Raw genomic sequence first — 22,784 nt, 5'->3', positions numbered from 1 at the left:
CGTCAACGCCGCCGCCAGCCGGGACGCGGCCGGCCGGCTCTCGTCCCGCAGGGCGGCCACGGAGGCCAGGACGACCTCCCGTTCGCCGTTCTCCTCGGGCACCCCGGCCGCCGCGCGCTCGTACAGCCGGGCGCCCTCCTCCAGGACCAGCTCGGTGTCCAGCCCCGCCGGAATCTTGATCCGGGCGTGGTGGCGCCAGGTGGTGACCGGGTCCGCCCAGGCCTCGACCGTGTACGTCCACCGGCCGGGCTCGTCGGCGGTCACGGTGGCGCCCCACCGGTCGGTGCCGGGCGCCAACTCCCGCATCGGCGTCCACGGGCCCGGACGGCCCTGTGGATCGCGCAGGACCACGTTCGCGGCGACGGCGTCATGGCCCTCGCGGAACACGGTGGCCGTGACCTGGAAGGACTCGCCGGTCACCGCCTTGGCGGGCCTGCGGCCGTGCTGGACGACCGGCCGGACGTCGAGCACGGGGATCCGGCCGACGGCGGTGGTGCCGCCCGGGGAGCTCCGCTCCGGGCCCGGGGTCGGGGCCCGATTGCCGGAGCCGCCGGGGTGTGCGCTGCTCGTGCTGGTTGTCGGGGGTGGTGCCGAGTGGTGCGTGGCGGGCATGACCGCTCCTGTCCGCGTCAACGTGGGTGTGGGCGGATATCTGTGGGGAGGTGGGTCCTGCGGGTCTACTGTCGGTTGTACCGGAGGAGCCTTCCCACCCTATTCGGGTGAGCAATCCGGGACTTTGTTAACTACTCACGCGTATGTCCACACACAAAGTTGGCCGCGTCTTGGCCGGCCCGTCAGGCGCGGCCCCAGCGTCACCCGCACCGGCACCGGTACGGTTTTGAGTGACGGGGCGCACAGTGCCGTGCGTCCTTCCAGCGAAGCGCACCGTGCCGTGCGTCCATCAGCGAACGCGCCGAGGTGGAATGTGAAGGCGATCCGTCGGTTCACCGTCCGTCCCGTTCTTCCCGAACCCCTGCGACCCCTCAGCGAGCTGGCCCGCAATCTGCGCTGGTCGTGGCACGCCGAGACGCGCGATCTCTTCCAGTCCGTCGATCCCGAGCGCTGGGCCTCCTCGGGCGGCGACCCGGTACGGCTCCTCGGCAGCGTGCGCCCCGCGCAGCTGGCCGAGCTGGCCGGGGACCGTCGCTTCCTGCGCCGGCTCACCGCCGCCGCCGACGACCTGCGCGACTACGTGGACGGCGACCGCTGGTACCAGGGCCGTACCGACGGCCTGCCGGCCGCCGTCGCCTACTTCTCGCCCGAGTTCGGGATCACGGCCGCCCTGCCACAGTACTCCGGTGGCCTCGGCATCCTGGCCGGCGACCATCTGAAGGCGGCCAGCGACCTCGGCGTCCCGCTGATCGGGGTGGGGCTGCTGTACCGGCACGGCTACTTCCGGCAGACGCTGTCCCGGGACGGCTGGCAGCAGGAGCACTACCCGGTCCTCGACCCCTACGAGCTGCCCGTCACCCAGCTGAGGGAGCACGACGGCAGCCCCGCCCGGGTCTCGCTCGCCCTGCCCCGGGGCAGGGCCCTGCACGCCCGGATCTGGGTGGCCCAGGTTGGCCGGATCCCGCTGCTGATGCTGGACTCCGACGTGGAGGAGAACGACCTCGGCGAGCGCGGGGTGACCGACCGGCTCTACGGCGGCGGCAGCGAGCACCGGCTGCTGCAGGAGATGCTGCTCGGCATAGGAGGGGTGCGCGCGGTCCGGACCTACTGCCGTCTCACCGGCCATCCCGAGCCGGAGGTGTTCCACACCAACGAGGGCCACGCCGGCTTCCTCGGCCTGGAACGGATCGCCGAGCTGTGCGACGGCGGCGGCCTGGACTTCGACGCGGCCCTGGAGGCGGTGCGCGCGGGGACGGTCTTCACCACCCACACCCCCGTCCCGGCCGGCATCGACCGCTTCGACCGCGAGCTGGTCGCCCGCCACTTCGGGACCGACGCCGAGCTGCCGGGCATCGACGTCGAGCGCATCCTCCAGCTGGGCAGGGAGACCTACCCGGGCGGCGAGCCGAGCCTGTTCAACATGGCCGTGATGGGGCTCCGGCTCGCCCAGCGCGCCAACGGCGTGTCGCTGCTGCACGGTCGGGTCAGCCGGGAGATGTTCTCCGGACTCTGGCCGGGATTCGACCCCGACGAGGTGCCGATCACCTCGGTGACCAACGGCGTGCACGCCCCGACCTGGGTGGCCCCGGAGGTGTTCCGGCTCGGCGCCCGGCAGATCGGGGCCCAGCGCACCGAGGACGCGCTGTCCGGCGGCGGCTCCGACCGCTGGGACTCGGTCGCCGACATCCCCGACGAGGACATCTGGGAGCTCCGCCGCGAACTGCGGGAGCAGCTGGTGACGGAGGTGCGCCGGCGGCTGTGGGCCGCCTGGAGGCAGCGCGGTGCGGGGACGGCCGAGCTGGGCTGGATCGACGGCGTGCTGGACCCCGACGTGCTGACGATCGGCTTCGCGCGCCGCGTCCCCTCCTACAAGCGCCTGACGCTGATGCTGCGCGACCGCGACCGTCTGATGGACCTGCTGCTGCACCCCGAGCGGCCGATCCAGATCGTGGTCGCGGGCAAGGCGCACCCCGCGGACGACGGCGGCAAGCGCCTCATCCAGGAACTCGTCCGCTTCGCCGACGACCCGCGGGTGCGGCACCGCATCGTCTTCCTGCCCGACTACGGCATGGCGATGGCGCAGAAGCTGTACCACGGCTGCGACGTCTGGCTGAACAACCCGCTGCGCCCGCTGGAGGCCTGCGGCACCTCCGGCATGAAGGCGGCGCTCAACGGCTGCCTCAACCTCTCCGTCCTGGACGGCTGGTGGGACGAGTGGTACCAGCCGGACTTCGGCTGGGCCATCCCGACCGCGGACGGCGTGGGCTACGACTCCGAGCACCGCGACGACATCGAGGCCGCCGCGCTGTACGACCTGCTGGAGCAGCGGGTCGCACCCCGCTTCTACGAGCGCGGCCGGGCCGGGCTGCCCGACCGCTGGATCGAGATGGTCCGCCGCACCCTGACCCTGCTGGGCCCGAAGGTGCTGGCGGGCCGCATGGTCCGCGAGTACGTCGACCGTCTCTACACCCCCGCCGCCCACGCCCACCGAGCCCTGGGCCCGGACGCAGCGCGCGAGCTCGCGGCCTGGAAGGCGCGGGTGCGCGCGGCCTGGCCCGAGGTGACCGTCGACCACCTGGAGACCTCCTCCCCGGTGGCCGAACGCACGGAGGCGCCCCCGTCCACGGCCACCGCCGAGCTGGGCTCCACCCTGGGCCTGCGGGTCCGCGTCGGGCTGGGCAGCCTCGGCCCGGACGACGTCGAGGTCCAGGCCGTCTCCGGCCGGGTCGACGAGGAGGACCACATCACGGACGCCACCACGGTCCCGCTGAAACCGAACGGCGCTCCCGACGCCGACGGCCGCTGGGTCTACGAGGGCCCCCTCTCCCTGGACCGCACCGGCCCCTACGGCTACACGGTGCGCATCCTGCCCAGCCACCGCCTCCTCGCCTCCGGCGCGGAGATGGGCCTGGTGACGGTCCCCTCGGAGGACTCGGGCGAGGGAGCGGGGGTGCTGCTGCGCTGACCGCGCCGGACGGACGGTTGCTGGGGCCTGTCCGGCGGTTCATGGCACAGACGCGGGGCCTGGCACGTTGATCTGCGGCGTTGTCGCCGGTTGCCGACCCCCCAGCTCTGAACGAGCAGGGGGACGCCCATCGCGTCGACGCCTTCCTCCGCCTTGCGGATGGACGCGCTTGGCCCCGCTCGCCTGGGTCGGTCGGTGCCGTTGCCTAACTGCGCCTTGATCCGCCGGACGGGCCCTGAACCTGCCCTAGACCTCCTCGAACCCGGCGCACAGCCTGCGCAGGACGGCCCCGCACCGGCGGGCGTAGGCGTGCTGCAGGCCACGGGTCGCGGGGCCGCCCGCGCGGGTGTACCACTTGGCGGGGCGGCTGAAGGCGGTCACGGTCAGCCAGACCGTGCCGTCGCCGGTGCGGTCGACGACGAAGGACTCCTCGCCCGTCTCCGGGTGGCCGGGCAGGGTGCCGTAGGCCCAGCCGGCGCGGCGGGGCTCCTCCAGCGCCCACACGATCCGGCAGGGGGCCTTGATCATGCCGGCCAGTGTCACCGTGACGTCGGCGCCGGGGACGGCGCGGTCGGCGGAGGCATCGACGCCCAGGCCGGCGGTGCGGTGCATCTCCCAGGTCAGAACGGCCTCGGCGGCGCGCCGGAACACCTCCTCGCCCTCGCCGATGCGGGTGCGCACGTGCAGGCGGTGGAAGCCGGGCGGGCAGTGTCCCTGCTCGCGGGTCGCGCCGACCTCCTCGTAGGTGAAGTCCTCCGAAGACATGGGACCCAAGCCTAGGGCCTGCCAGGGGCGGCACCCGGGAGAGTAGCCCTCCCGGGTGCCGCCCCGCGTCAGCTGCCCCCTGTTCAGTTGACGTTGACCGCGGACCAGGCCGCGGCGACCGCGTTGTACTCGGCGCTGCCGGAGCCGTACAGGGCCGACGCCGCGCTCAGGGTCGCCGTGCGGGCGGCCTTGTAGTTGGTGGTCGACGTCATGTACGTGGTCAGAGCCTTGTACCAGATCTGCAGCGCCTTGGCGCGGCCGATACCGGTGACCGTGGAGCCGTTGTAGGTCGGCGAGTTGTAGCTGACGCCGTTGACCGTCTTCGCGCCGCTGCCCTCGCTCAGCAGGTAGAAGAAGTGGTTGGCGACACCGGACGAGTAGTGCACGTCCTTGCTGCCCACGGTGGAGGACCAGTAGTCGGCGGAGGCGCCGTCCTTGCTGGGCTTGTCCATGTAGCGCAGCGGGGTGCCGTTGCCGTTGATGTCGATCTTCTCGCCGATGAGGTAGTCGCCGACGTCCGTGCTGTTGTTGGCGTAGAACTCGACACCGGTGCCGAAGATGTCGGAGGTGGCCTCGTTCAGGCCGCCGGACTCACCGCTGTAGTTGAGGCCCGCGGTGTTGGAGGTGACGCCGTGGCTCATCTCGTGGCCGGCCACATCCAGCGAGGTCAGCGGGTGGGTGTTGCCCGAGCCGTCGCCGTAGGTCATGCAGAAGCAGCTGTCGTCCCAGAAGGCGTTGACGTAGTTGTTGCCGTAGTGGACACGGGAGTAGGCGCCCACGCCGTTGTTCTTGATGCCGTTGCGGCCGAAGGTGTTCTTGTAGAAGTCCCAGGTCACCTGCGCGCCGTAGGCGGCGTCGGCGGCGGCCGTCTGGTCGGAGGTGGAGCTGGAGGCGGTGCCGGTGCCCCACACGTCGTCCGCGTCGGTGAACAGGGTGCCGGTGCCGCTGGTCCTCCCGGCCAGGTTGTACGTCTTGTGGCCGCCGCGCGAGGTGTCGTACAGCTGGTACGTCGTACCCGACTTGTACGTGCCGAGCGTCACCGTGCCCGAGTACAGCGTCTTGCCGGTGCCGGTCTCGACGCCCTGGTACTCGAAGAGCTTCTTCCCGGTGGCGGCGTCGGCGATGACGTGCAGCTGGTTCGGGGTGCCGTCGTCCTGGAGGCCACCGACGACGGTCTCGTAGGCGAGGACCGGCTTGCCGTCGCCCGCCCAGATGACCTTGCGCGGTGCCTGGTCTGCGGCGGTCTGCGCGGAGCCGGCGTCCTTGGCGAGGGTCAGCGCCTGCTTCTCGGCCTTGGCGGCGGCGACCTTGGGCGTGAGCGAGGCCACCTTGATGGCCGCCTGGGTGGCCTTGGTGACGCCTTCCGTCCTGCCGGCCCCGGAGGTGTGGACGATCAGGTCGCCGCCGAGGACGGGCAGGCCGGCGTAGGTGCGCTCGTAGCGGGTGTGCACCGTGCCGTCGGCGTCCTTGACGACGTCCTTGGCGACCAGCTTCTCCTTGGCGCCGAGGCCTATGTTCCGGGCGGTGTCGGCCGCGTCGGTCTGCGCCTGCTGGAGGAGGGAGGTGCGGGCCGCGGTGGAGAGCGCGGTGGGCGCGGCGGCGAGAGAGGTGTGGTCCGCGGCCGGGGTCTGGGCGGAGGCACTGGTGGTCAGACCGGTGCTGAGAAGGGCTCCGGCGGCGACGGCGGTGGCGACGGCCAGAGTGGTGCGCTTGTGACGCGCGTAGCGGGGAGTCACACAAGCTCCTTATGTGGGGGAGTCCGGCCGGCGTGGGGATGCCGGGCCGGAACGGGTGTCAGGTTGCTGTGCTCGTGCGGCGGGTGGGGGAAGAGTGACACTTAGGTCGCGTACATGTCATGACCCCGAAGTGATGTTGGCCGAAAGACGACTGTCCGGTAAATGTTTCGGCGGTATGAACGGGCGCCGCCCCGGGTGCTCCTCCTCCGGAGCGGCGCCCTGCCACCGGGGCACGAGCGGCCTGCGGGAGAGTCACGGGCCTCGCGCGGAGGCCCGTGACCCGAGCGGAAGGACCTCTACGGGAAGGTCAGCTTCCAGCCGTCGATGTAGCCCGTGTCCTGCGGGCCCAGGTCCTGGACGCGCAGCTTCCAGGTGCCGTTGGCCGTTTCGGAGGACGCGTTGACCGTGTAGGTCGCGTGCACGTCCGGCGTCGGGTCGTAGCCGCTGTTCTTCAGCCGGTACGTCGACCCGTCCGGGGCGACCAGGTCGATCTGGAGGTCGCCGCGCCAGGTGTGCACGATGTCGACCGAGACCTGGAGGTTGGAGGGGGCGTTGCCGCTGCGCCCGGTGACCGTGATGGGCGAGTAGACCGCCGAGCCGTAGTCCGGGATCTGCACGTCGCCGCTGTTCTCGAACGTGGAGCCGCCGCCCCCGCCGCCACCGCCGGAGCGCGAGCCGACCGCGACGGCCGCCCAGGCGTCCTGCACCGCCTTGTACTCGGCGCTGGAGGTGCCGTACAGCTCACCCGCCGCCGCGAGCGTGCCGGTGCGTGCGGCCGCGTAGTTGGTGGTGGAGGTGAACTTGGTGGTCAGCGCCCGGTACCAGATCTGCAGCGCCTTGTCCCGGCCGATGCCGGTGACCGGAAGCCCGTCCGCCGTGGGCGAGTTGTAGCTGACGCCGTTGATGACCTTGGCGCCGCTGCCCTCGCTCAGCAGGTAGAAGAAGTGGTTGGCGACACCGGACGAGTAGTGCACGTCCTTGCTGCCCACACCCGAGGACCAGTAGTCGGCGGAGGCGCCGTCCTTGCTGGGCTTGTCCATGTAGCGCAGCGGGGTGCCGTTGCCGTTGATGTCGATCTTCTCGCCGATGAGGTAGTCGCCGGTGTCCGTGCTGTTGTTGGCGTAGAACTCCACGCCGGTGCCGAAGATGTCGGAGGTGGCCTCGTTCAGGCCGCCGGACTCGCCCGAGTAGTTCAGCCCGGCGGTGTTGGAGGTGACGCCGTGGCTCATCTCGTGGCCGGCCACGTCCAGCGAGGTCAGCGGGTCGGCGTTGCCCGAGCCGTCGCCGTAGGTCATGCAGAAGCAGCTGTCGTCCCAGAACGCGTTCACGTACGAGTTGCCGTAGTGGACGCGCGAGTACGCCGCCTTGCCGTCGTTGCGGATGCCGCTGCGGCCGAAGGTGTTCTTGTAGAAGTCCCAGGTGACCGCCGCACCGTAGTGCGCGTCGGCGGCCGCGGTGGCGGCGTTCGACGTGGTGCCGTTGCCCCAGGTGTCGCCGGCCTGGCTGAACAGCGTGCCGGTGCCGGACGTGCCGTGGTTGAGGTTGTACGTCTTGTGGCCGCCGCGCGCCCCGTCGTTCAGCGTGTACGTCGAACCCGACTGGGTCGTCGTCAGTGAGACCTGGCCGCTGTACTGGGTGTTGCCGATGCCGGTCTCGATGCCCTGGTAGCGGAACAGCTCCTTGCCCGTGCCCGCGTCGGAGACGACGTGCAGCTGGTTCGGGGTCCCGTCGTCCTGGAAGCCCCCGATGACCGTCTCGTAGGCCAGCACCGGCTTGCCGCTGCCCGCCCAGACCACCTTGCGGGAGGTCTGGGCGACCGACGCCTTGGTGCTGCCCAGCGCCTCGGCGCGCTGCACGGCCTGCTTCTCGGCGGTCGCCTTCGACACCTTGGGGGTCAGGCCGGCGACCTTCACGGCCGCGTTCGTCGCCTTGAGCACGTGCTCCGTCTTCCCCGACCCGGCGGTGTCGACGATCAGGTCGCCGCCGAGGACGGGCAGGCCGGCGTAGGTGCGCTCGTAGCGGGTGTGCAGGGTGCCGTCGGCGTCCTTGACGACGTCCTTGACGACCAGCTTCTCCTGGGAGCCGAGTCCGAGGTCCTTCGCCGTGCGCGACTTGGCGCCGTCGGCGTCGCGGATCAGTTCGGCGCGCTGGGAGGGCGTGAGCTTGACGGCGACATGGGCGGGGTTGATCTTCCCGGCGTGCGCCTGCGTGGGGGCGGCGCTGGCGGCGCCCGACTGGACGGCCGTGGCGATCAGGGCGGTGACACCGGCGAGGGCGATGCCCGCGGCCCGCCGGTGAGTGGTGTGGGAGGTGCGTCTGCGAGAGCTGCTGCTACTCAACACTGACTCCTTCTGCGTGGCCACGGGTCGCGCGGCCAGGGGGAGAACCGGACTTGGGGTGAGACGTCCGGGCAGAACTGCGATGAACGCGGAACCAGGTGCGGATGTGCGTCGTGCGAGATGCGCAGTGCGAGAGGTGCGTGGAGCACCGGCCGGGTCACCGCCGTGGAACCGTGGGGGGTTGCTGTGGGGTGGCTGTGAACGGCCGATGGGAAGAGTGGCAGGAGAACGAGGCGCTTGTCAGGGGCGCGTCACGAACTTGGCCGGAAATCGTTCGTTGTCCGGATATTCATGTTCGGTATACGAACCCGCTATGGAGCCGCGACGGCGCGCAGGCCCGGGTCAGCCCCGGTCGTCGAGGAGCGCCGTGAGATCGGTGAGACGGTCGATCCGCCAGTCCGCCGCCGCCACGACCTCCGGGTCGTCGGCCCACAGATGTCCCCACGGCCCCCGTCTGAGATGCGCCACGCGCAGCCCGGCCGCCTTCGCCGGGAAGACGTCGTTCACCGGGTGGTCCCCCACGTACAGGGTCGCGCCCGCGGTCGCCCGCCCCGCCTCCACCACGCGCCGGAAGAACTCCGGCTGCGGCTTGGCGACGCCCCACTCCCCGGAGGTGGCCACGAAGTCCGCCGGGAGATCGAGGCCGCGCAGCAGTTCACCGACCCGGGCCGTCTGGTTGCCGGCCACGACCACGCGCACGCCCCGCGCGCGCAGCCCCGAAAGGACGGGGCGCACGTCGTCGTAGAGGTCGTCGTCGTCGAGGTACTCGCCGCGGCCCGCGGCCTCGCGGGCACGGGACTCGGCCGCGACGTCGACACCAGGGCGCACGAGCCGCAGCGCCTCGGTGTTGTCCTCGCCCCGCGCGACCACGGCGCCGACCACAGCGGACAGGGTGTGACGCGGGACCTTCAGCCAGTCGGCCCAGGAAGCCCAGTAGCGGTCGTCCCGGGTGATCGTCTCGCCGACGTCGAACGCGATGGTCTCAATCACACTGCGAGCCTACGGCGCCCGCCGACCCCCCGCCGTCCCCGTGCCAGGTGCGCCACAGCGCCGCGTACGCCCCGCCCGCCGCCACCAGCTCCTCGTGGGTTCCGAGTTCGGTCAGCAGGCCGTTCTCCATCACCGCCACGCGGTCGGCGTCGTGGGCGGTGTGCAGGCGGTGGGCGATGGCGATGACCGTACGGCCCTCGAGCACGGCCGCCAGGGCGCGCTCGGTGTGGCGGGCGGTCGCCGGGTCGAGCAGGGCGGTGGCCTCGTCCAGGATGAGGGTGTGCGGATCGGCCAGGACCACGCGGGCCAGGGCGAGTTGCTGGGCCCGCGAGCCGTCCGTGCGGCAGCCGTCCGGCCCCAGCTCGGTGTCCAGGCCGTCCGGCAGCTCCCCGACCCAGGTCTCGGCGCCGACGGCGGCCAGCGCCGACCACAACTGCTCGTCCGTCGCCGCCGGTTCGGCGATGCGCAGATTGTCGCGGACCGTGCCCAGGAACACGTGGTGCTCCTGGGTGACGAGCACGACCTGGCGGCGCAGCCGCTCCGGCTCCAGCCCGGCCACCGGCACCCCGCCCACCGTCACCGAGCCCGCGCCCGGCGCGTCGACGCCCGCGAGCAGCCGGCTCAGGGTGGTCTTGCCGGCGCCGGAGGGACCCACCACGGCCAGCCGCTCCCCGGGCCGCACCGTCAGGTCCACCCCGCGCAGCACCTCGCCGCCGTGCTCGTAGGCGTAGCGAACCCCGGTGACGTCGATGCGGTCGTCCGCCGGGGCGGGCGAGCCGGCCGGGGCGGATCGCGAAGCCCGGGCCAGACCCTCCACGCGGGCGAACGAGGCGCCGCTGCTCTGCAGTTGCTCCACGTGCATCAGGATCTGGTCCAGCGGCTCGGTGAACTGCCGCAGGTACAGGGCGGCCGCCACCACCGCGCCGAGCGTCACCGTGCCCCGCGCGTGCAGGACCCCGCCGACCAGCAGTACCCCGGCCACGGGAAGGATGTACGACACCTCGACCGCCGGGAAGAACACGGTGCGCAGGAACAGCGTGTACAGCCGGGTGCGCCGGGCCGTCTCCAGGGCGTCCCGGCTCGCCGCGACCCGCCGTCCGGCCAGCCGGAACACCTCGACCGTACGGGCTCCGGAGGCCGTGGCGGCGAGGATCTCGGCGACCTCGGAGGTGGCCGCGCCCTCGGCGAGGTAGCCGTCCCGGGCCCGCCGCAGATACCAGCGCAGCGCCCACCAGATCGGCGTCAGCGCGAGCACCCCGACGGCCCCGAGCAGCGGGTCGAGCACGAACACCGCGACCAGCACGAACAGCGCCTGTGCCACGCAGACGAGCAACTCCGGTCCCACGTCCCGCAGGGTGGTGCCGACGGTGGCCACGTCCGCGGTGCCGCGCGTGGTCAGGTCACCCGTGCCGGCCCGTTCCACCACCGACGCGGGCAGTGCCAGCGTCCGGTCCACGAACTCCTCGCGCACCCGCGCCAGCGTGCGCTCGCCGAAGCGGTGTCCCACGTACCGGGCCCAGCGCGCCAGCAGCAACTGGGCCAGCGCACACACCAGGATGGCCAGGGCCATCCGGTCCACGGCGCCGACCCCGCCGCCGGCCCGGACGTGGTCGACGATCCGGCCCAGCAGCCAGGGGCCGGCCAGCCCGGCGCCCGCGGCGAGCACGTTCAGGACGAGGACCGCCGTGAAGGCCCGCCCGTCGGCCCGGACGAGGCGCACCGCGGCCCGTCGCACGTCCGCGGGTCCGGCGATCGGCAGCCGGCCGGAAGCCACGTCCGTCATCGCACGGTCTCCTTCGTGATGACCGCGCCGGTGTCCGAGGCGTCCCCGGGGCGCCGTGTCGCGGTGCCCTCCGGGGCCTTGGTGTCCCCCGTGTCCCGGGCCACCGTGTCCTCGGTGTCCTCGGTGTCCCGGGCCACCGTGTCCTCGGTGTCCTCGGTGTCCCGGGCCACCAGCGCCCGGTAACCCGGCTCGCCGTCGAGGAGTTCGCGATGGCTGCCGGTGGCCGCGACCTTGCCGTCGACCAGGTAGTGCACGGTGGCGGCGCGGTCCAGCACCAGCGGCGAGGTGGTCGTCACGAGTGTCGTACGGCCGGCGCGCGCCCGGCGCAGCCGGTCCGCCACCGCGGCCTCGGTGTGCGCGTCCAGCGCCGACGTCGGCTCCACCGCGAGCAGCACCTCCGGATCGGCCAGCAGGGCCCGCACCAGCCGTACCCGCTGCCGCTGGCCGCCGGAGAGGCTGCGGCCCTGCGCGGTCACGGCCGAGTCGAGGCCCTCGGGCAGCCCCCGCACGATGTCCTCGGCGACGGCCGTGTGGAACGCCCGGGCCACCTCCTCCGGGTCTCGCTCCCGGCGCCCGCCCACCAGATCCCGCAGCAGTCCGGCGAACAGGTCGGCCTCGTTGTCCGCCACTAGGATCCGTTCCCGCACCGCGGACAGCTCGATCTCGTCCAGCCGCACTCCGCCCCAGGTGGCCGCCGACGGCTCGTACCGGCCCAGGCGGTCGACCACCGCCGCCGCGTCGGCGGTGCGGGCGCACACCAGCGCGGTCAGCCGGCCCGGCGGCACCCGGACGCCCGACTCCGGATCGTGCAGCACGGACGGCTCCTCGGGCGCCGCACGGGTGCCGGTGTCCTCCTCCGGCTCCACCCGCAGCAGCCGTACGACCCGGCGGGCCGCCACCACACCGCGGCTGAGCTGGTAGCCCGCCTCGACGAAGAACGCCACCGGTGTCACCAGGACCGCCACATAGCCGTACACCGACACCAGCTCGCCGATGGTGATCCGCCCCTCGGCGGCCAGCCGTGCCGCCAGCCAGGTCACCACGGCCAGGAACAGCGCCGGCAGCCCCGCCCCGAGCGCCTGCAGCCAGCTGGTCACCGCGCCCACCCGGTAGCCCTGCGCCCGCAGTCGCTGCGAGTCCCGGCGGAACGCGTCCGCGAACAGTGCCTTGCCGCCCAGCCCGTTGAGGACACGCAGCCCGCCCGCCAGGTCGCCGATCCGGGCGGTCAGCATCCCCTGCCGCTCCCGGTACTCGCCCTCGGCGCCCTGGAGCCGGCGCATCAGCGGCCCGACGAGCGCCGCGGTCAGCGGCACCCCCAGCAGCACGACGGCCGCCAGCGGTGCCGAGATCGACAGCAGCAGCCCGGCCACCACCACGTACACGACGACCGCGCCGACGCCGGGGCCGACCACCGTCAGGCACTGGCTGATGGTCTGCACGTCGCCCACGCCGATGGTGACGACCTCCCCGGCACCGACCCGGCGCGGCAGCGCGGCGCCCAGCCGGACCACGTGGTCGACGACCACCTTGACCGTGCGGAAGTTGGCGTCCATCCGCACCCGGGTCATCGTCCGGTGCCGCATGATGCTCAGCCAGGCGTTGAACGCCCCGACTCCGAACAGCGCGGCCGTCCAGCCCGCCAGCGCCGCCGTGTTCCCCGGCCCGAGGCCGTCGTCGATCGCCCGCGACATCAGGTACGGCGTCGCCGCCAGCAGCACCATCCAGACGCTGGCCAGCAGCGCCCCGGCCGCCGACCGCCCCGGCTGGCGCCTGACCAGCCACCACAGGTACCGCCAGCCGCCACGGCGGTCGGGCGTCCCCGGGTCCTCGTACGCGTCGATCACTTGTCTCCCCCGTGTCGTCCGCTCACGCCAGGCTGTCGCGCCAGGCCCGGTGCAGATGCGCGAAGCGCCCCGTGCCCGCGATCGGGTCCGACGGGGAGCCGTCCTCCACGATGCGGCCGTGCTCCATCACCAGCACCCGGTCGGCGATCTCCACGGTGGACAGGCGGTGCGCGATCACCACGGCCGTACGGCCCCGCAGGACCGTGGCCATCGCACGCTGCACCGCCTGCTCGCCCGGGATGTCCAGCGAACTGGTCGCCTCGTCGAGGATCAGCACCGACGGGTCGGCGAGCAACGCCCGGGCGAAGGCGACCAGTTGCCGCTGGCCGGCCGAGATGCGGCCGCCGCGCTTGCGTACGTCCGTGTCGTAGCCGTCCGGCAGGGTGCTGATGAAGTCGTGGGCGCCGATGGCCTTCGCGGCGTGCTCGATCTCCTCGCGGGTCGCCTCCGGGCGGCCGATGGCGATGTTCTCGGCGACCGTGCCGGAGAACAGGAACGCCTCCTGCGTCACCATGACCACCCCGCGCCGCAGTTCGGGCACGGCGAGTTCGCGCAGGTCCACCCCGTCGAGCAGGACCCGGCCGCCGGTCGGGTCGTAGAAGCGGGCCAGCAGCTTGGCGAGGGTGGACTTGCCCGCGCCGGTGGAGCCGACCACCGCGACGGTCTGGCCGGCCGGGACGGTCAGGTCGAAACGGGGCAGCACCTCGCCGCCGGTGCGATAGCCGAAGCGGACCCCGTCGAAGACCACCGCGCGGCCGGGGAGGGAGGACGCGAGCGGCGGGAGCCGGCGCGGCTCCGACGGTTCCGGCACCGACGGGACCTGGGCCAGCAGGCCCGCGATCTTCTCCAGCGAGGCCGCCGCCGACTGGTAGGAGTTCAGGAACATGCCGAGCCGGTCGATCGGGTCGTACAGCCGGCGCAGGTACAGCACCGCGGCGGCCAGCACACCCAGCTCCAGCGAGCCGTCCGTCACCCGCCAGGCGCCCCACAGCACCATTCCCGCGACCGCCGTGTTGGCCACCAGCCGGGAGCCGACGACATAGCGGGCCATCTCCAGCAGCGCGTCACCGTTCGTGCGCTCGTGGCGGCCGTTGAGGACGCGGAAGTCGGCGTCGTTGGCCGCCTCGCGCCGGAACGCGCGCACCGGCCGGATGCCGTTCATCGTCTCCACGAACTTCACGATCACCGCCGCGATCGCCGTTGACCGCTCCCGGAACACCCGCCCCGCGCGCTGACGGTAGAGCCGCACCAGCAGGTACAGCGGTACGAAGCTCGCCACCGCGACCGCGCCGAGCCCCAGGTCCAGCCACAGCAGCATCGCCGAGATGGCGATGAAGGAGAGGACGACCGTGACCAGTTCCTCGAGGCCCTCGGTGAGCAGTTCCCGCAGCGACTCCACGTCCGTGGTGGATCGGGAGATGAGCCGGCCCGAGGTGTACCGCTCGTGGAAGTCGACGCTCAGCGCCTGCGCGTGCCGGAAGATCCGGCCGCGCAGGTCCAGCAGCACGTCCTGGTTGACCCGGGCCGACGCGACGATGAACGCCCACTGCAGGGCTCCGGAGGCCAGCGCGCACAGCAGGTAGCCGACGGCCACCGCGACCAGCGGACCGCGGTCGTGACCGCGGAGCGCCGGCACGGCGGTGTCGATGGCGTACGCCACCAGCAGCGGCCCGGTCTGGACCGCCGCCTGCTGGAGCAGCAGCAGGAGCGTGGTGCCGGCCACACGGGCCCTCATGGGCTTCAGCAGAGACCGCAGCAGGGCGCCAGTGGCGCCCGGGGGAGTGGGCAGGACGTCCCGGTCGAAGGGGTCGCCGGCGACCCCGGGGAGCGGCGGGTCCGCCTCGTCCTCGGCGGTGGGGACGGAGGTCGTGGGGGCCGTCATCGGTCGTCGTCCTCCTCGTCTCCCGAAGCGCCCGACATCAGCCGGGCGTACTCGGCGCTGGTACGCAGCAGTTCGTGATGGGTGCCCACGGCGCTGATCCGGCCGTTCGACAGCAGGGCGACACGGTCGGCCAGCAGCACCGTGGAGGGGCGGTGCGCCACGATCAGGGCGGTGGTGTCGGCCAGGACCTGGCGCAGGGCCGCCTCCACGGCCGCCTCGGTGTGCACGTCCAGGGCGGACAGCGGGTCGTCCAGGACCAGGAAGCGGGGCCGGCCGACGACCGCGCGGGCCAGCGCGAGGCGCTGCCGCTGGCCGCCGGAGAGACTGAGACCCTGCTCACCGACCTGGGTGGCGGTGCCCCGCGGGAGCGTGTGCACGAAGCCGGCCTGGGCGATGGACAGCGCGCGGTCCAACTCGGCGGCGCCCGCCGTGCCGTCGGCGCCCATGAGAACGTTGTCGCCGACGCTCGCGGAGAAGAGGGTGGGTTCCTCGAAGGCGACGGCGACCATCGAGCGCAGTTCCTCGCGGGTCATGGCGGTGACGTCCTGCCCGTCGAGGGTGATCCGGCCCTCGGTCACCTCGTGCAGGCGGGGGACGAGCGCGGTGAGGGTCGTCTTGCCGCTGCCCGTCGCGCCGACCAGGGCCATGGACTCGCCGGGGCGGATGTGCAGGTCGATACGGTCGAGGAGGGGCGCGGAGCCGGGCGGGGCGTCGGGGTAGCGGAAGCGGACGCCCTCGAAACGCAGACCGCGCTCGTCCCCGCCGGAACCGGCCGCGGCCACGCCCGTCCCACCGGACTCCGGCTCCGCGTCCATCACCTCGAAGTACCGCTCCGTCGCCGTGGCCGCCTCCTGGCTCATCGCCAGCAGGAAGCCGATCGACTCCACGGGCCATCTGAGGGCGAGTGCCGTGGAGAGGAAGGCGACCAGCGTGCCCGCGGAGAGCGAGCCGTCGGAGACCTGCACCGCACCCACCACGAGCGTGCCCCCGATGGCCACCTCGGGCAGGGTCATGATGACCGCCCAGATGGTCGCCAGCAGGCGGGCCTTGCGCAGTTCGGTGCCGCGCAGGGTGTGCGACAGCTCACGGAACGCCCGCGCCTGGCTGCGGTGCCGGCCGAAGCCCTTGATGATGCGGATGCCGAGCACGCTCTCCTCGACCACCGTCGTCAGGTCGCCCACCTGGTCCTGCGCCAGCCGGGCCACCCGCGCGTACCGCTTCTCGAAGACCGCGCTCAGGGCGACCAGCGGCACGGCGGGCACCAGCATCACCAGCCCCAGCGTCCAGACCTGGAGCAGCATGATGACCACGCCCACGAGGATCGTCACGCCGTTGACCAACAGGAACGTCAGCGGGAAGGCGAGGAACTGACGCAGCAGCATCAGGTCGGTGGTGCCCCGCGAGAGCAACTGACCGGACGGCCACCGGTCGTGGAAGGCGACCGGCAGCCGCTGAAGGTGCCGGTAGAGGTCCGCCCGCAGGTCCGCCTCGACACGTGAGAGCGGACGGGCCACCAGCCACCGGCGCAACCCGAACAGCAGCGCCTCGGCCACCCCGAGCAGCAGCAGGTACAGCGCGCCGAGCCACACGCCTTCCTGGTCACGGTCGGCGACCGGCCCGTCCACCAGCCACTTCAGGACGAGCGGTATCACCAGTCCCACGCAGGAGGCGACGATGGCGACGAACGCGGCGAGGGACAACCGCGCCCGCACCGGCCGGACACACGGCCACAGGCGCAGCAGCGTGCGGACGGCCGACCGGCCGGTACGGTCGGCGGGTTCGGGTGCGGTGGCGGGTGTCGTGGGCATCATGAGTGAGAGTACGGATCGCCACTGACATCGCCCACAGAGTTTTTCGCCGCTCCGGTCGGAGGCAACCGCGCCGCCGCTCCCGCGACCTGCGCAATCCCCCGCCCGGACCGTGGTGCCCACCGTCCGGTCGTAGCACCGCATCAACCGATCGGCTGATGCCGCCTCGAGCGCGTCGGGCGATGCGCGCCCGCCCCGCCCGCCGGGACGCTGGTGCCATGTCCGTCATCGAAGTCAGCGAACTGCGCAAGTCCTACGGCGGCCGGACCGTCGTCGACGGCGTCTCCTTCACCGTGGACGAGGGTGAGATCTTCGGCATCCTCGGCCCGAACGGCGCCGGCAAGACCACCACCGTCGAGTGCGTCGAGGGGCTGCGCGTCCCCGACGCGGGCCGGGTACGGGTCACAGGCCTCGACCCGATCGCCGACCACGAGCAGGTCGCCCGCGTCCTGGGCGCCCAGCTCCAGCAGAGCGAGCTGCAGCCCAAGCTGACCGTCCGCGAGGCGCTGGAGCTCTACGCCTGCTTCTACCCGAACCCCGCCGACTGGCGGCCCCTCGCCGAGCGCCTCGGTCTCACCGCCAAGCTCGGCACCCGGTTCGGCAAGTTGTCCGGCGGGCAGCGGCAGCGCCTGTTCATCGCCCTGGCGCTCATCGGGAACCCGCGTGCCGTCGTGCTGGACGAGCTGACCACCGGCCTCGACCCGCGTGCCCGCCGCGACACCTGGGAGCTCATCGAGGACGTCCGCGAGAGCGGGGTCACCGTGTTGCTCGTCACCCACTTCATGGAGGAGGCGCAGCGGCTGTGCGACCGCATCGCGGTGATCGACAAGGGACGGGTCGCGGCGCTGGACACCCCGGCCGGACTCATCCGCCGGTCGGCGGGTGCCACCGTCATCAGCTTCACCCCGTCGGCCCCGCTGGACGACCATGACCTCACCTCCCTCCCGGCCATCGCCTCGATCGAGCGCAAGGACGGCCGGATCACGCTCTCCGGCACCGACGAGACCGTGAACGCGGTCATCACCCTGCTCGCCCGCCACCGCGTCACCGCCCACCAGCTGCGCGTCACCGACGCCACTCTCGACGACGCGTTCCTGGACCTGACCAAGGAGGCCGCGGCATGAACACCGCCGTCCTGCGCACCGAGTTCCGTCTCTTCCGCCGTGAACCCGGCGCCGTGTTCTGGATCTTCCTGTTCCCGACGCTGCTGCTGGTGATCCTCGGCTCGATCCCCTCGTTCCGGGAGGCCGACGAGTCTTTGGGCGGGCTGCGGCCGGTCGACGCCTATGTGCCCATCGCCGTCCTGATCGCCCTGATCATGTCCGGGGTGCAGTCGCTGCCCCAGGTACTGACCGGCCACCGGGAGCGGGGCATCCTGCGCCGGATGCGGCTCACCCCGGTACGGCCCTCCGCCCTGCTGTCCGCGCAGATGGCCGTCCAGGGCACGGTGGCGCTGGCCTCGGCGCTGCTCGCGCTCGCCGTCGGCCGGCTCGCCTTCGACGTGACGCTGCCCGAGCAGCCGGCCGGGTACCTGCTGGCCCTGCTGCTCGCGACCGCGTCGGCCCTCGCCCTCGGCTCCGTCGTCTCGGCGCTGTCCCGCACCACGAAGATCGCGGGCGCGATCGGCTCGGCGGTGTTCTTCCCGATGATGTTCTGCGCGGGCGTGTGGCTGCCGGTGCAGGCGATGCCGCACACGCTGGCGCGTGTGGTGCAGCTGACCCCCTTCGGCGCGGCGGCCCGGGCCCTGGGCGAGGCGGCGGCCGGGCACTGGCCGGGCTGGGGCCATCTAGGGGTGCTGGCGGTGTGGACCCTCCTGCTGACGGGTGCGGCGAGTCGCTGGTTCCGCTGGGAGTAGGAACGCAGCTGTGCAGACTGGGGACATGACCGCGTTGGACACGCAGATCGAACGGCGCTGGGGGCAACTGCACACCTGGGGGCCGTACGGGCTGCTCGGCATCGGTCTCGTCCCCGCGCTCGCGACCGCCGACCCGCACGCCGGCCCAGCCAAGTGGTACACAGCCTGGGCCCTGCTCGGTACCGCGGTCGCGCTCCAGCTGTGGTGGCACAGCACCCGTCCCAGCGGACCCGACCGGCGCCGGACCCCGTCCCGGGCAGGCGCCGCGTACTACATACTCCGCTGGGCCCTGGCCTTCGCCCTCACCTGGCTCAACCCGTTCTTCGCGTTCTACGCCGCGGCCGGCTACATGGACGCTGACGAGACCCTCCCGGGCAGGTGGCACCGGCTCGGACTGTTCGCGAGCGCGGTCACCGTGGCCGGCGCGCAGGCCGGCGGGATGCCGTTCGGGAGCGCGGTCCAGTGGATCGTCTTCGTCGCGCTCCTGGCCGCCAACTCCGGCCTGCAGATGGTGGTCGCCCATCTCACCGAGCAGGAGACGCGGCGGTCGCGCGAGCGCACCGAGACCATCGCCGAACTGGAGCGCACCAACACGGCGTTGCAGCAGGCCCTGGACGAGAACGCGGCATTGCACGCCCAGCTCCTGGTGCAGGCGCGGGAGGCGGGCGTCGCCGACGAGCGCCGCCGGCTCGCGGCCGAGATCCACGACACCATCGCCCAGGGCCTGACCGGGATCATCGCCCAGCTCCAGGTCGTGGCGAACGCCCCCGACCTGGACACCGCCCGCGTCCACCTGGAGCGTGCCTCCGGCCTCGCCCGGCACAGCCTCGGCGAGGCCCGCCGCTCGGTGCACAACCTGGCCCCGGTGGCCCTCGCCGCCGACGGGCTGCCCGAGGCGCTGAAGAAGACGGTCGCCGAATGGCGCGAACGCACCGCGGTGCGCGCGGAGTTCACGGTCACCGGCACCACCGAGCAGCTGCACGAGGAGGTCTCGGCGACCCTGCTGCGCATCGCCCAGGAGGCCCTGTCCAACGCGGCCCGGCACGCCCGCCCGACCCGGGTCGGGGTGACGCTGTCCTTCATGGGCGACGAGGTCACGCTGGACATCCGCGACGACGGCACCGGCTTCGACCCGGCCGCCGTACCCGAGCGCACCCGAAGCGGCGGCTTCGGCCTGGACGGCATGCGGGCCCGGGCCGAGCGCATCGCCGGCTCCCTCACGGTCGAGTCGGAGCCGGGGCACGGCACGGCGGTGTCGGCTCGCGTACCGTTGGTGCGCGATGACCGCTGACACCGCCATCTCCCTGCTGATCGTCGACGACCACCCGGTCGTCCGGGACGGTCTGCGCGGCATGTTCGACTCCGTCCCTGGCTTCAGGGTGCTCGGGGAGGCGGCGAACGGCGTGGAGGCGGTCGACCGTGCCACCGCCCTGGACCCGGACGTGATCCTCATGGACCTGCGCATGCCGCGCGGCTCGGGCGTGGACGCCATCCGGGAGCTGACCCGCCGTGGCTCACGCGCCAAGGTGCTCGTCCTGACCACGTACGACACCGACACCGACACACTGCCCGCGATCGAGGCGGGGGCGACCGGCTACCTCCTGAAGGACGCACCCCGTGACGAGCTGTTCACCGCCGTCCGGGCCGCCGCCGAGGGCCGTACGGTCCTCTCCCCGGCCGTCGCCTCCCGGCTGGTCTCCGCGGTCCGCGCCCCCGCCCCCGGCAACGAACCGCTCTCGGCCCGTGAGCGCGAGGTGCTGGCGCTGGTCGCCAGGGGCACCTCCAACCGGGAGATCGCCCGCGAACTGTTCATCAGCGAGGCCACCGTGAAGACCCACCTCACCCACCTGTACGCCAAGCTCGGCGTCAACGACCGGGCGGCCGCGGTCGCGGTGGCGTACGACCGGGGGATCCTCGGCTGAGCGCGGAGCCGAGCGGGCGAGGTCCCCGCGGGTCAGCCCGTGACCTTCAGCAGCAGCACGGAACGGCCCGGCACCGTGATCTCCGCCCCCGACCGGTGTGTCACCCGCGGCGCCCGCGCCTGCTCCTCCCGTGAGGTGTCCACGAGCACCTCGTAGCGGTCCGCCCACGGCGGCCCGGGCAGGACGAAGCTCACCGCGCGGTCGCCGGCGTGCAGGACGGCCAGGAAGCTGTCGTCGAGGACGGGAGCGCCGCGCTCGTCCCGGCCCGGGATGTCGCGGCCGGACAGATACATGCCCAACGTGGCCGCGGGGGCGTACCAGTCGCCTTCCGTCATCTCCGTGCCGCGCGGGGTGAACCAGGCCAGGTCCCGCAGGCCGTCCGCGGAGTGGGCGCGCCCGGAGAAGAACGCCCGGCGGCGCAGGACCGGGTGGCGGTGGCGCAGGGCGATCAGGCGGGAGACGAGGTCGAACAGGGCCCGCCACCCCGGGTCGTCCAGCAGGGACCAGTCCAGCCAGCCGATCTCGTTGTCCTGGCAGTAGGCGTTGTTGTTGCCGCGCTGGGTGCGGCCCAGCTCGTCGCCCGCGACCAGCATCGGCACGCCCGTGGACAGCAGCAGCGTGGTCAGCAGGTTGCGCAGCTGCCGGCGCCGCAGCGCCCGTACCCGCTCGTCGTCCGTCTCGCCCTCCGCCCCGCAGTTCCAGGAGCGGTTGTCGTCCGTGCCGTCCCGGTTGCCCTCACCGTTGGCCTCGTTGTGCTTGCGGTCGTAGCTCACCAGGTCGCGGAGGGTGAAGCCGTCGTGCGCGGTGACGAAGTTGACGGAGGCGTACGGGCGGCGGCCGCCCCAGGCGTACAGGTCGCTGGAGCCGGACAGCCGGTAGCCCATCTCCCGCACGTCCGGCAGGGCGTGGCGCCAGAAGTCCCGCACCGCGTTGCGGTAGCGGTCGTTCCACTCCGTCCACAGGGGCGGGAAGGCCCCCACCTGGTAGCCGCCGGAGCCCACGTCCCACGGCTCGGCGATCAGCTTCACCCGGCGCAGCACCGGGTCCTGGGCGATCACGGCGAGGAACGGGGAGAGCATGTCCACGTCGTGCATGGAGCGGGCCAGCGCGGCGGCCAGGTCGAAGCGGAAGCCGTCCACGCCCATCTCGGTGACCCAGTACCGCAGCGAGTCGGTGATCAGGCGCAGCACGTGCGGCTGGACGACGTGCAGGGTGTTGCCGCAGCCGGTGTAGTCGGCGTATCTGCGGGCGTCGGACGTCAGGCGGTAGTAGCCCTGGTTGTCGATGCCCTTCAGGGACAGCGTCGGGCCGTACTCGTTCGACTCCGCGGTGTGGTTGTAGACCACGTCGAGGATGACCTCGATGCCGGCCGCGTGCAGCGCGCGGACCATCCGTTTGAACTCGCCGACCTGCTGGCCGGTGGTGCCGGAGGCCGCGTAGCCGGCGTGCGGGGCGAAGTAGCCGATCGAGTTGTACCCCCAGTAGTTGCGCAGGCCGCGGCGGAGCAGGTGGTCCTCGTGCGCGAACTGGTGCACCGGCAGCAGCTCCACCGCCGTCACGCCCAGCTTCACCAGGTGCTCGACCGCCGCCGGGTGGGCGAGGCCCGCGTATGTCCCCCGCAGCTCCTCCGGTACCCCCGGGTGGCGCTTGGTGAAGCCACGCACGTGCAGTTCGTAGAGGACCGAGTCCGCCCACGGAGTCTTGGGGCGGCGGTCGTCGGACCAGTCGTCGTCGTCCTGGACGACCACGCCCTTGGGGACGAAGGGCGCGGAGTCACGGTCGTCGCGCACGGTGTCCGCGACATGCTGGTCCGGCCAGTCCCGGACGTGCCCGTACAACTCCGGTGACAGGCCGAAGGAGGCGTACTCGCCGTCCACCGCGCGCGCGTACGGGTCGAGCAGCAGCTTCGCCGGGTTCCAGCGGGCGCCGGTCCACGGGTCCCAGCGGCCGTGCACCCGGAAGCCGTAGCGCTGGCCGGGCATGACCCCGGGGACGAAGCCGTGCCAGATCTCGTGCGTCCACTCGGTGAGCCGGGCGCGGGTCTCCTTGCCCGCCTCGTCGAACAGACACAGGTCCACGGCCTCCGCGCCGCCGGCCCACAGCGCGAAGTTGGTGCCGGCCACCCCGTCCGGGCCGATCCGGAAGCGGGCGCCGAGCGGCGTCGACGCGCCCGGCCACACGGGCACGCCGGGCGGCGGCGCGGCCCGGCGCGCACCGCCCGCGGCGGCGGACGGGCGCAGCCCGGCAGCGGCCCGCCCGTTCCCGCCGCCGCGGGCGGTGCGC

The 22,784-nt window shown here is 72.8% G+C and carries 15 protein-coding genes; 5 read left to right on the top strand and 10 right to left on the bottom strand.

The genetic code is table 11. From position 1 onward, the window contains the following. Positions 1 to 612 (bottom strand): maltotransferase domain-containing protein (locus BZY54_RS30290; protein ID WP_143668151.1); only part of this gene is annotated, 612 nt, incomplete at its 3' end. A 313-nt stretch (positions 613 to 925) separates the two neighbouring features. On the opposite strand from BZY54_RS30290, the gene BZY54_RS30285 reads away from it, so the two are divergent. Further along, positions 926 to 3,577 (top strand): glycosyltransferase family 1 protein, encoded by a 2,652-nt coding sequence (locus tag BZY54_RS30285; RefSeq protein WP_086728514.1) that lies wholly within the window; start codon positions 926 to 928, stop codon positions 3,575 to 3,577. 246 nt (positions 3,578 to 3,823) lie between these two features. Here the strand turns inward: BZY54_RS30285 and BZY54_RS30280 are convergent, their stop codons facing one another. The 8 genes from BZY54_RS30280 to BZY54_RS30245 form a co-directional block, all read right to left on the bottom strand. Then, positions 3,824 to 4,342 (bottom strand): DUF1990 family protein, encoded by a 519-nt coding sequence (locus BZY54_RS30280; RefSeq protein ID WP_086728513.1) that lies wholly within the window; start codon positions 4,340 to 4,342, stop codon positions 3,824 to 3,826. Between the two features lie 83 nt (positions 4,343 to 4,425). Beyond that, positions 4,426 to 6,078: a M4 family metallopeptidase gene (locus tag BZY54_RS30275; RefSeq protein WP_086728512.1), complete on the bottom strand. Its 1,653-nt coding sequence runs from the start codon at positions 6,076 to 6,078 to the stop codon at positions 4,426 to 4,428. A 296-nt stretch (positions 6,079 to 6,374) separates the two neighbouring features. After that, positions 6,375 to 8,417, bottom strand: a complete 2,043-nt coding sequence (locus BZY54_RS30270; protein ID WP_167414096.1) for a M4 family metallopeptidase — start codon at positions 8,415 to 8,417, stop codon at positions 6,375 to 6,377. A 342-nt stretch (positions 8,418 to 8,759) separates the two neighbouring features. Then, entirely contained in the window at positions 8,760 to 9,407 is a 648-nt protein-coding gene (locus BZY54_RS30265; RefSeq protein ID WP_208640817.1) for an HAD family hydrolase, read from the bottom strand. Further along, a complete protein-coding gene (locus tag BZY54_RS30260) occupies positions 9,400 to 11,190 on the bottom strand; it encodes an ABC transporter ATP-binding protein (protein ID WP_208640816.1) in 1,791 nt (596 codons plus the stop codon). Before BZY54_RS30260 ends, BZY54_RS30265 begins: the two co-directional genes overlap by 8 nt. Continuing rightward, positions 11,187 to 13,034 carry an ABC transporter ATP-binding protein gene (locus BZY54_RS30255; RefSeq protein WP_086728510.1) on the bottom strand — a complete coding sequence of 616 codons (1,848 nt, stop codon included), beginning with the start codon at positions 13,032 to 13,034 and terminating at the stop codon, positions 11,187 to 11,189. The genes BZY54_RS30260 and BZY54_RS30255 overlap by 4 nt, the downstream gene beginning before the upstream one ends. Positions 13,035 to 13,056: 22 nt before the next feature. Continuing rightward, the gene (locus BZY54_RS30250; RefSeq protein WP_086728509.1) at positions 13,057 to 14,916 is read right to left on the bottom strand and encodes an ABC transporter ATP-binding protein; all 1,860 of its coding nucleotides are present in this window, start codon (positions 14,914 to 14,916) and stop codon (positions 13,057 to 13,059) included. Further along, on the bottom strand, positions 14,913 to 16,724 hold the full coding sequence (locus tag BZY54_RS30245; RefSeq protein ID WP_086728516.1) for an ABC transporter ATP-binding protein: 1,812 nt from the start codon (positions 16,722 to 16,724) through the stop codon (positions 14,913 to 14,915). The genes BZY54_RS30250 and BZY54_RS30245 overlap by 4 nt, the downstream gene beginning before the upstream one ends. Positions 16,725 to 16,942: 218 nt before the next feature. Between BZY54_RS30245 and BZY54_RS30240 the strand changes: the two genes are divergently transcribed. Genes BZY54_RS30240 through BZY54_RS30225 form a run of 4 tightly spaced genes read left to right on the top strand, consistent with a single transcriptional unit; the run spans position 16,943 to position 20,501 of the window. Next, on the top strand, positions 16,943 to 17,848 hold the full coding sequence (locus BZY54_RS30240) for an ABC transporter ATP-binding protein (protein WP_167414095.1): 906 nt from the start codon (positions 16,943 to 16,945) through the stop codon (positions 17,846 to 17,848). Continuing rightward, positions 17,845 to 18,579 carry an ABC transporter permease gene (locus tag BZY54_RS30235; RefSeq protein WP_086728507.1) on the top strand — a complete coding sequence of 245 codons (735 nt, stop codon included), beginning with the start codon at positions 17,845 to 17,847 and terminating at the stop codon, positions 18,577 to 18,579. Before BZY54_RS30240 ends, BZY54_RS30235 begins: the two co-directional genes overlap by 4 nt. Positions 18,580 to 18,604: 25 nt before the next feature. Further along, positions 18,605 to 19,870, top strand: coding sequence for a sensor histidine kinase (locus BZY54_RS30230; RefSeq protein ID WP_086728506.1), 1,266 nt, complete (start codon positions 18,605 to 18,607; stop codon positions 19,868 to 19,870). Further along, complete coding sequence (locus tag BZY54_RS30225) at positions 19,860 to 20,501, top strand: response regulator (protein ID WP_086728505.1); 642 nt, start codon at positions 19,860 to 19,862, stop codon at positions 20,499 to 20,501. Before BZY54_RS30230 ends, BZY54_RS30225 begins: the two co-directional genes overlap by 11 nt. A gap of 32 nt (positions 20,502 to 20,533) precedes the next feature. Here BZY54_RS30225 and glgX read toward each other — a convergent pair whose 3' ends face one another. Continuing rightward, complete coding sequence (gene glgX, locus BZY54_RS30220) at positions 20,534 to 22,741, bottom strand: glycogen debranching protein GlgX (RefSeq protein ID WP_086728515.1); 2,208 nt, start codon at positions 22,739 to 22,741, stop codon at positions 20,534 to 20,536. Positions 22,742 to 22,784: the final 43 nt, after the last annotated feature.

The organism is Streptomyces carpinensis, assembly GCF_002154505.1.
GTDB lineage: Bacteria > Actinomycetota > Actinomycetes > Streptomycetales > Streptomycetaceae > Streptomyces > Streptomyces carpinensis.
Note: the sequence above shows the minus strand (reverse complement) of the source record. Positions and strands in the feature narration are given on the sequence as shown.

What these genes read in the sequence shown, in the direction of transcription:
- BZY54_RS30280 (WP_086728513.1), bottom strand. Translation starts at nt 4,342, where the DNA reads ATGTCTTCGGAGGACTTCACCTACGAGGAGGTCGGCGCGACCCGCGAG.
- BZY54_RS30260 (WP_208640816.1), bottom strand. Translation starts at nt 11,190, where the DNA reads ATGACGGACGTGGCTTCCGGCCGGCTGCCGATCGCCGGACCCGCGGAC.
- BZY54_RS30250 (WP_086728509.1), bottom strand. Translation starts at nt 14,916, where the DNA reads ATGACGGCCCCCACGACCTCCGTCCCCACCGCCGAGGACGAGGCGGAC.
- BZY54_RS30245 (WP_086728516.1), bottom strand. Translation starts at nt 16,724, where the DNA reads ATGCCCACGACACCCGCCACCGCACCCGAACCCGCCGACCGTACCGGC.
- BZY54_RS30240 (WP_167414095.1), top strand. Translation starts at nt 16,943, where the DNA reads ATGTCCGTCATCGAAGTCAGCGAACTGCGCAAGTCCTACGGCGGCCGG.
- BZY54_RS30235 (WP_086728507.1), top strand. Translation starts at nt 17,845, where the DNA reads ATGAACACCGCCGTCCTGCGCACCGAGTTCCGTCTCTTCCGCCGTGAA.
- BZY54_RS30230 (WP_086728506.1), top strand. Translation starts at nt 18,605, where the DNA reads ATGACCGCGTTGGACACGCAGATCGAACGGCGCTGGGGGCAACTGCAC.
- BZY54_RS30225 (WP_086728505.1), top strand. Translation starts at nt 19,860, where the DNA reads ATGACCGCTGACACCGCCATCTCCCTGCTGATCGTCGACGACCACCCG.